The following is an 8,528-nucleotide window of genomic DNA, read 5'->3' as shown; positions in this document are numbered from 1 at the left end:
ATGCAGACGCAACCCAGCCCGAACCTGGGAAGTGGTGTTTCAGAGGATTGGCCGCCCCGGGACCGTCCGCGCCGATGCGTGTCCGGTGCTCCCTGTCAGGCAACTCGAAGAACACTAGACCTCGGGGATGATCGAGTCAAGCTCCGCAAGCGGATTTTCGGCGACCGCTTCCGCCGGCAGGTGGAAGGCCAGGATGGCGACGTCGTCGTCGTGTTCCGAGGTCACTCCCATCGCCCGCAGCAGCCGGGCGCAGATCACCTCGGGGGTGCCGATCGCGCCGGTCAGCGTGCGGGCCAGGAGGTCGAGGCCCTGGTCGATGTCCTCGTCTCGGCGCTCGACCAGGCCGTCCGTGTAGAGGACACCGGTCGTGCCGGGGAGGAGGCGCAGGGTGTGGGAGAGGTGCAGGCCGCCGCCGGTGCCGAGCGGGGGACCGTTCTGTTCCTCGCTGCGCAGGATGGTTCCGTCGGGGCAGCGCAGCAGCATCGGGAGGTGGCCGGCCGAGGCGTAGGAGAGGGTGCGGCGCTGTGGGTCCCACACGGCGTAGGTGCAGGTGGCGATCTGGTTGGCGTCGATCTCCATGGCGATGCCGTCGAGGAGGCGCATCACCTCGTGCGGCGGCAGGTCGAGGCGGGCGTAGGCGCGGACCGCGGTGCGCAGCTGGCCCATGACGGCGGCTGCCCGCAGGCCGCGGCCCATGACGTCGCCGATGACGAGTGCCGTGCGCCCGCCGTCGATGGCGATGACGTCGTACCAGTCGCCGCCGACGGCCGCCTCGGCGCCGCCGGGTTGGTAGGTGGCGGCGACCCGCAGGTCCGCCGGCTGGTCGAGCTTCTGCGGGAGCAGGCTGCGCTGGAGGGTGACGGCGGCCTCGCGCTGGCGGCGTTCGGCTTCGCGCAGGCGGGCGGCGGCGAGGACCTGGTCGGTGACCTCGGCGGCGAAGATCAGGACGCCGGCGGGCGGGCCCTCGGCGGGGGTGTCGGTGGTGTCGCCGGGGCCGAGCGGGACACAGGAGACGTTGTAGTAGCGGTTGCCGGTGAGCCCGAGGATGCAGCGGGCCTTGACGCTGCGCGGGCGGCCGCCGCGGATGACCTGGTCCATCAGGGCCAGGACGCCCATGGTGCCGAGTTCGGGGAGGGCTTCGCCGGCGGGCCGGCCGGTGGGGCGTTCGCCGAAGAGTTCGCGGTAGGCGCGGTTGGCGTAGCCGAGCTGGTGGAGCGGGCCGTAGGTGACGGCGACCGGGGCGGGGATGCGGTTGAGGACCTCGCGCAGGTTCTGGGGTTTGTGCGGGTCGAGGAGTTCGGCGGCGGTGGTGGGGCTGGTCGGGTCGCGGGGGCTGGGCACGACGACACCGTCGCTGGAGGGCGTGCCCTCGTCGGTGCCGGCCCCGTTGGACGGGGTGGCACGCCAGGGGGCTCCGGTGAGCCGGGCGCTCCAACGCATGAGGTTCAAACGACGGCCGCTTCCTCGTTTTCCAGGCATATCATCACTTTTTGTGTACGCAGCAGCACACGGGGTAATGACCAGGTCGGGCTGATCCTGTCAGGCAGAGGCCCGATTTCGGAAGTCGCGCGCCCGGCGTGGCCGTCCGATCGACCTCCGGCCCGGGTCGGCGGGCGCGGTCAGCGGGGCGCATCCGGTCCGGCGTCGGACGGTCGCCCGAACTTCTGGTCGAACCCGTCCTCGAAGGCCGAACGCGGGTGCTCCATCGCACCCAGCGAAACCACCTCGCGGGAGAACACCCCGCCCAGCACCCAGTCCATCAGCACCCGCACCCGGCGCTCCGTGCTCGGCAGCCGCCGCAGGTGCCGCGCCCGGTGCAGCCACCAGGCCCGCCGACCGGTGAGCGTGCCGCCCCGCCGGGTGTGCGCGACGGCCCGGCGCAGGCCGAGCGAGGTCGAGCAGGCCGCGGGGCCGGGCCGGTACTCGGCCAGGCCCGGCGCGTGCGGCCCACGGTCCAGGGCCACCGCGATGTTGCGGGCGAGCAGCTCGGCCTCGGCGAAGGCGTGCTGGGCGTTGGGCGCGCAGGGGGCGCCGTCCGCGTTCGGGTTCGGTACGGCCGCACAGTCGCCGGCCGCCCAGACGCCGGGCAGGGCGCGCCCGTCCGGTCCGACTGCCTGCAGGGTGGAGAGACAGCGGACCCGGCCGAGGGTGTCCAGCGGCAGGTCGGTGTCGCGCAGCAGCGGGGACGGCCGGACGCCCGCCGTCCAGACCAGGGTGCGGGCACCGAAGCGGCTGCCGTCCGAGAGCGCGACGACCCGGTCGACGGCGGACTCCAGGGTGGTGCGCAGCCGGATGTCGACTCCGCGTTCGCGCAGTTCGCCGAGGGTGTGCTCGGCGAGCTCGGGCGACTCCTCGGCGAGGATCCGGTCGGTCGCCTCGACCAGGACCCAGCGCAGGTCCTCCGCGCGGACGTTGTGGTAGCCGCGCACGGCGGCGCGGGCCATGTCCTCCAGCTCCGCGAGCGCGCCGACGCCCGCGTAGCCGGCACCGACGAAGACGAAGGTGAGCGCGGACTGGCGCAGCGCGGGGTCGCGGGTGGCGGAGGCGAGGTCGAGCTGTTCCAGGACGTGGTTGCGCAGGCCCACCGCCTCGCCGACCGTGGAGAAGCCGAGGCCGTGCTCGGCGAGGCCCGGCACCGGGGCCGTCCGGGAGACCGATCCGGGGGCCACCACCAGGATGTCGTAGGGGAGTTCGATCGGGGCGGGGGGTTCGCCGGGGCCCCCGGCGTCGGCCAGGGCGCGGCGGGCGGCGTGTTCGATCCGGGTGATCCGGGCGGTGAGCACCCGGCAGTCCGGCAGGACCCCGCGCAGTGGGACGACCACGTGTCTCGGGTCGATCGAACCGGCCGCGACCTCGGCCAGCAGCGGGTGGTAGGTGAAGTAGGCCTGGGGCTCGACGACGGTGATCTCCACCTCGCCGCGCCGCAGCCGCTCCCGCAGGCCGCGCTGGAGGTGGAGTGCGGTGGCGGTACCGGCGCATCCGCCGCCGGCGATCAGGATCCTGATGGTGCACCTCCTGCCGAGTGACGTTTCGTCCCGGCCTCGCGGCCGGGGGTGTCCCCCCATCACGCCCCCTATGAAGGACCGGCGGAGGTGGTCTTGTCCACAGTCCGTACGGGGCGGGTTGCGACGCGAGTGACTGTCGTGGCCAGTTGTGCTTCCTGGGCGACTTTCTGACGCACTTTCGGCCGCGAAGTGCCGTGAACTATGGTCGGATTGTGTACCGGGGCGGCTGTCGCCATGACAATCGGCGGCGACGCACCGTGGAGCGGCCACTACGGCCAGTTCCAGCGTTGGCGTGAGAACCCGACTGGGCCACAGTCATCCGGGGAAGGTTAGTTCCCGGACAGGGCCCCGGACGGTGCCGACGCGCCGAGCCGGACGTGGACCCGGCCCGGCGGCACGAACCGTGGTCACCGGAACGGGACGGGCGGCACGAGCGATGGGTCATCGGGTCATTTCTGACGAGCTGAGCTGCACCGGGGGGTGCGGGGGCGGGCGACGACAGGGTCCGGATTCGGACGCCTGCGGGGGAGAGTTGGGATGATGGAACAGGAGCAGGTGTTGGGTCGGGCGGGTGCACCGCAGGCCGGGCCGGGCATGGTGCCCGAGCAGCGCGGCCCGGTGGACCTGCCGGCGCAGACCGGGATGGCGCAGGTCGGCTTGGTTCAGGCCGGCATGGTTCAGGCCGGAAGCCCGTACCGGGCCGAGCCCGCACAGGCCACCGCGCCGGTGCCCGGGGCACGGCTGCGGGTGGACGCCCGGCGGAACCTGGAGAGCGTGCTGCGGGCGGCCCGCGAGGTGTTCGGCGAGTTCGGCTACGGCGCGCCGATGGAGGAGGTCGCGCGCCGGGCCGGGGTCGGGGTCGGCACCGTCTACCGGCGCTTCCCGAGCAAGGAGGTGCTGGTCCAGCGGATCGCCGCCGAGGAGGTGGCGTGGCTGACCGCGCAGGCGCGCGAGTCGCTGTACGGCGGCGACGGCGCCTGGGCGGCGCTGGCCGGCTACCTGGCCCGGGCGGTGAGCAGCGGCGCCGGGCGGCTGCTGCCGCCGGAGGCGTTCCGGTACGCGGAGGAGCTGGGCCGGGTTCCCGAACAGCGGGTGCCGGAACCGCCCGCGGCGGTCCGCTTCGACCTGCGCGGTGAGGAGGCCCGCTCCGGCGGCGAGGCCGATCCGTCGGCGGCCGACGCCGATCCCCGGCTACTGCTCCAGCTGCTGGCCGCGCTGGTGGCGCGGGCCGGTGCGGCGGGCGAACTGCGGCCGGGCGTCACGGTGTCGGACGTGGTGCTGGTGCTGACCGCGTCGGTGCCGGTGCACGCGACCCGTCCGTCGGTCTCGACTCCGCCGGCGGGCGGTTTCTCGCCGGTTTCCCCGCAGACGGACGGTCAGGCACTCGCCGGGCCATCGGACCGGCTGCTGCAGATCCTGCTGGACGGTCTGCGGGCACGCTGACATCCGACGGCGAGCGCGGGCGGCGCGCTTGGCGGGCAGGAGAGTCGGACGGATCACCGGCGCGCGGGACTGGAGCGCGCGCCGGGTGCGGGCGTCGTGCGACCCGGCGTCGCGCGCTGGGCGAACACATCCGCGACGGCCCCACGGAAGAGTGGGGAACGGCCGGTCCGGCTACCGCCCGTCCCTGCGCTATGCCATCCTTTGCCCGTGGTTGGAGCCAATGTCCCGATGCGCGCCCTTCGCGCGCCGTCGGCGCCGTACGCCGGGGAACCGTGCGCCTACGTACTCCCGCGCGCCCTGCCACACTACGGGGGCTGTCGTGGAATCTGGGGTCCGTTGTGAGCGCCGAGGAACAGAACGACTACGGGTACGGCCTCGACTTCGGGGGCCTGTCCGGTAGTACCGCCGAAGGGTCCGCCGCGGGCCCGGGCGGGGTCGGCGGCGCAGGTGGCGCAGGTGGCATCGGCAGTGTCGGAGGGGCCGGCGGTGCCGGCGGGTCGGCCCAAGTGCCGGGCGCCGCACCGGGTTCGGCCGCCGGACACGTCCCCGACCAGGCCGGGATGCCCAGCCGCGAGTCACTCTCCGCCTCCGCCGCCGCGCTGCCCTCCGGCCGGGTGCCCGGCCAGGCCCCGGCGGGCCGGGGCGGCGTCGCCCCCGAGGCGTTCGTCGGTGAGCCGTTCGGCGACAGCCGGCCCGCGCGCCCGACCGTGCCCGCGCCCGCCGACCCGGTGGACGGCGAGCGCCCGCCCTCCGACGCCGAGTTGACCGCCCGGGTCCGGGCCGGCGACGACACCGCGTACGAGGAGATCTACCGCCGGCACGCCGACTCGGTCCGCCGTTACGCACGCACCTGCTGCCGGGACAGCTTCACCGCCGAGGACCTCGCGGGCGAGGTCTTCGCCCGCACCCTCCAGGCCCTACGGGCAGGCAGGGGACCGGAGTTCGCCGTCCGCGCGTACCTGCTGACCGCCGTGCGCAACGTCGCCGCCGCCTGGCACCGCAGCGAGCGCCGCGAACAACTCGTCGACGACTTCGCCGTCTTCGCGCAGACCTCGGCCGCCGTGGTCGACCTCGACCTGGCCGACCCGGGCGCCGACGCCTGGGCGATGGCCATGGCCGACCAGCGGATGGTCATGCAGGCCTACGCCGAACTGCCCGAGGACGACCGGGTGGTGCTCTGGCACACCGAGGTCGAACGCGAATCCCCCAAGACCGTCGCGGTGATGCTGGGCAAGACCGCCAACGCCACCGCCGTCCAGGCCCACCGCGCCCGCGACCGGCTCGCCGCCGCGTTCCTCCAGGCGCACGTCTCCGGCAGCCAGGACAGCGGGTGCGAGGCGTACGCCAACCGGCTGGGGGCGTACGCGCGCGGCTCGCTGCGCAAGCGCGCCTCGGCGGAGGTCGGGCGGCACCTCAGGGAGTGCGACCGCTGCACGGCGGCCTGCCTGGAACTGACCGAGATCAACACCGGCCTGCGCGCGCTGCTGCCCGGCGGCGTGCTCATCTGGGTCGGGGTCGGCGGGTTCAGCGCCGCCGCGGCCGCCGTCGGTGGGGTCGCCGCGGTCGGCGGCGCGGCGGCGGGGACGGCGGCGGCGACCGCCGGGTCCTCGGGGGCTGCGGCCGGTACGGCGGGTACTGCGGCGGGTTCGGCCGGTGCGGCGGGTGCCGCGGGCAGTGGTGCGGCCGGTGCCGGTGCGGCTTCCGGCGGGAACACGGCCGCGGCCGCGGTCGGCGAAGGCCTGGGGACCGCCGCCAAGGCCGGGATCGCCGCCGCCGTCGCGGTGGCCGCGGCCGCCGTCGCCGCGTACGCGCTGACCGGCTCGCCCGAACCGAAGCCGCCGGTGGCCGCTCCCCCGGCCACCAGTGCCCCGGCTGCCCCCGCTCCGGCACCGCCCGCTCCCCGGGCACCCGCCCCCGTGTCGGCCCCGCCCCCCGCTCCCGCCCCTCCGGCCCCGCAGCAGCCCGCGCCGAGCCCCAGCGCGAAGCCGTCCGCCAGGCCCGCGCAGGCTCCGCCCGCCATCCGGGCGCCGAAGCCCGCCACGCCCGCGCCCAGCCGCCCGGCCGCCCCGAAGCCGACCATCGCTCCCCCGGTCGGGCCCGAGCCGACCCTGCCGCCGGTGCCCATGCCCGAGGTGCCCGTCGTCCCGACGCCCACCCTGCCGCCGATCCCGACCCCGACCGTCACCCCACCCAAACCGCCCGCGCCCACCGACTTCTGGGCCGACTCGCTGCCCGTGGTCAAGCCCGGCCACAACCGGGTGCCGCCGGACCGGCCGAGCATCCGGCAGAAGGGCAGTGACAACTTCTGGCAGCGCGAGGGCGGCTGGATCGGCGGCGACTACCACCCGCACGCCCTCACCGTGCACGCCCCGGCGACCACCCTGATCGACCTCAACCGCAGCTGCACGTCCTTCGACGCGGTGGCCGGGGTGGACGACGCCACGCTCTCACCGGGCGGGGTGGTCTTCTCCGTCCAGGCCGGCGACGGCCGCACCCTGTGGCACTCCCGGACGCTCGCCGCCGGCGACGACGCGGTGCCCGTGCACGTGCCGCTGGCCGGGCAGACGTCGATCCGGCTGGTGGTCACGCCGGCGCACGGGATCTGGTCGGCGCTGAACGTCGCGGACTGGGCCGAGGCCCGCTTCAGGTGCTCCTGAAACGGGCCTCGGGCTCCGGGCGGTAAGGCTCCGGGCGGCCGGGGTCGGCTGCGGTACGGGTCAGATGGCGCAGGAGCCGTCCGCGCAGGCCTCCCCGGCCGGGGCGACCTGCACCGGGGCCGGCCGGCGCTCGCCGATCTCGGCCGCGACCTGGTCCAGCACCTTGCGGAAGGTCTCGGCCTCCTGGCCGCCCTGGACCGCCCACTTGCCCTCGAACACGAAGGTCGGCACGGCGGTGATGCCCAGTTCCCGGCCCTCGGCCAGCTGGGCGTTGACCTCGGCGGTGCCCTCGTCGCCCGCCAGGTAGGCGGTCACCCGCTCCCGGTCCAGGCCGACCGCCACGGCGACATCGGTCAGCGCGGCGCGGTCGCCGACGTCGACGCCGTCGGTGAAGTGCGCCGTGAGCAGCGCCTCCTTCAGCCGCCCCTGGACGGCCGGGCCGTACTCGGCCTCGGCAAGGTGCAGCAGGCGGTGACCGAGGAAGGTGTTGGCGTGCAGCGCGGCGTCGAAGTCGTACGTGATGCCCTCGGCGAGGCCCAGCTCGGCCACCCGGGCGTCCATCGCCACCGACTGCGGGCCGTAGCGCTCGGCCAGCCAGGCACGGTGCGGGCTCGCCGTCGCGGGGGCGTCCGGGACCAGCTGGTACGGGCGGTAGACGACCTCGACCTGCTCCTTGCCCGGGAAACCCTCCAGGGCCTGCTCGAAACGGCGCTTGCCGATCCAGCACCAGGGGCAGGCGATGTCGGACCAGATCTCGACCTTCATGCGGGGGGCTCCAGGGGGCGTCTTGTCAGATGTGTACGAGATGGGTGAACGATGAACCATCTCGGTACATTCCCGGCAACCCCCTGACCTGCCGATTCAGCCCGCGGGCGGCGCCGGAACCACCAGAACCGGACACGCCGAGTGGTGGACCAACGCCGAACTCACCGAACCCAGCAGCAGCCGGGCGAAGCCACCGTTGCCCCGGGTGCCGACCACCAGCGTGTGCTGCCGGGTCGCCGCCTCCAGCAACACCTCGATGACATTGCCCAGCACCACGTGCAGCGACATCTCCCCCACGTACGGGGCGGGGCGCTGCCGCTGCACGGCGGCCACCGAGCGGCGCAGCCCGTCCGCCGTACTCTCCACCAGCGTCTCCACGCTCTCCTGCACCAGCTCCGCCATCCCCGGCGGATAGCCGGCCGGCGCCGGGTTCACCACGGCCAGCACGTAGAGCGGCAGGCCGAACAGCTCCGCCTCCGACATCGCCCGGTCCAGCGCCCACAGCGACCCGTCCGACCCGTCACACGCCGCCAGCACCCCGGCCGGCCGGCCGGTCGGCGGCCGCCCGAGCACCGACAGCACCACGGGCACGTCCCGCCCCGCGCTCCCACCGGCCACCGCACACCCTCCTCACCCGGATCCACACCCCCGCCATCAT

Annotated in this window: 5 protein-coding genes and 1 pseudogene; 2 read left to right on the top strand and 4 right to left on the bottom strand. The window is 74.9% G+C overall.

Annotated elements, in window-relative coordinates:
* Nucleotides 1-165: 165 nt before the first annotated feature.
* Together ACZ52R_RS20440 and ACZ52R_RS20435 are read right to left on the bottom strand one after the other, a co-directional pair.
* Nucleotides 166-1,449: pseudogene (locus tag ACZ52R_RS20440) on the bottom strand (SpoIIE family protein phosphatase); the annotation flags it as partial.
* Nucleotides 1,450-1,619: 170 nt separating this feature from the next.
* Entirely contained in the window at nt 1,620-3,065 is a 1,446-nt protein-coding gene (locus tag ACZ52R_RS20435) for an NAD(P)/FAD-dependent oxidoreductase (protein WP_465753850.1), read from the bottom strand.
* A gap of 612 nt (nt 3,066-3,677) precedes the next feature.
* On the opposite strand from ACZ52R_RS20435, the gene ACZ52R_RS20430 reads away from it, so the two are divergent.
* Nucleotides 3,678-4,448: a TetR/AcrR family transcriptional regulator gene (locus ACZ52R_RS20430; RefSeq protein WP_465753853.1), complete on the top strand. Its 771-nt coding sequence runs from the start codon at nt 3,678-3,680 to the stop codon at nt 4,446-4,448.
* 560 nt (nt 4,449-5,008) lie between these two features.
* Nucleotides 5,009-7,105: a sigma-70 family RNA polymerase sigma factor gene (locus tag ACZ52R_RS20425; protein ID WP_465753849.1), complete on the top strand. Its 2,097-nt coding sequence runs from the start codon at nt 5,009-5,011 to the stop codon at nt 7,103-7,105.
* Nucleotides 7,106-7,165: 60 nt separating this feature from the next.
* Here the strand turns inward: ACZ52R_RS20425 and ACZ52R_RS20420 are convergent, their stop codons facing one another.
* Nucleotides 7,166-7,870: a DsbA family oxidoreductase gene (locus ACZ52R_RS20420; RefSeq protein WP_465615849.1), complete on the bottom strand. Its 705-nt coding sequence runs from the start codon at nt 7,868-7,870 to the stop codon at nt 7,166-7,168.
* Between the two features lie 96 nt (nt 7,871-7,966).
* Nucleotides 7,967-8,488 carry a universal stress protein gene (locus tag ACZ52R_RS20415; protein ID WP_360505792.1) on the bottom strand — a complete coding sequence of 174 codons (522 nt, stop codon included), beginning with the start codon at nt 8,486-8,488 and terminating at the stop codon, nt 7,967-7,969.
* Between the last annotated feature and the right edge of the window lie 40 nt (nt 8,489-8,528).

It is taken from the genome of Kitasatospora sp. NPDC034023, from assembly GCF_055575795.1.
The sequence above is the reverse complement of the archived record's forward strand: the minus strand, read 5'-3'. Positions and strand labels throughout refer to the sequence as shown.

What these genes read in the sequence shown, in the direction of transcription:
- ACZ52R_RS20435 (WP_465753850.1), bottom strand. Translation starts at nt 3,065, where the DNA reads ATGGGGGGACACCCCCGGCCGCGAGGCCGGGACGAAACGTCACTCGGC.
- ACZ52R_RS20430 (WP_465753853.1), top strand. Translation starts at nt 3,678, where the DNA reads ATGGTTCAGGCCGGAAGCCCGTACCGGGCCGAGCCCGCACAGGCCACC.
- ACZ52R_RS20425 (WP_465753849.1), top strand. Translation starts at nt 5,009, where the DNA reads ATGCCCAGCCGCGAGTCACTCTCCGCCTCCGCCGCCGCGCTGCCCTCC.
- ACZ52R_RS20420 (WP_465615849.1), bottom strand. Translation starts at nt 7,870, where the DNA reads ATGAAGGTCGAGATCTGGTCCGACATCGCCTGCCCCTGGTGCTGGATC.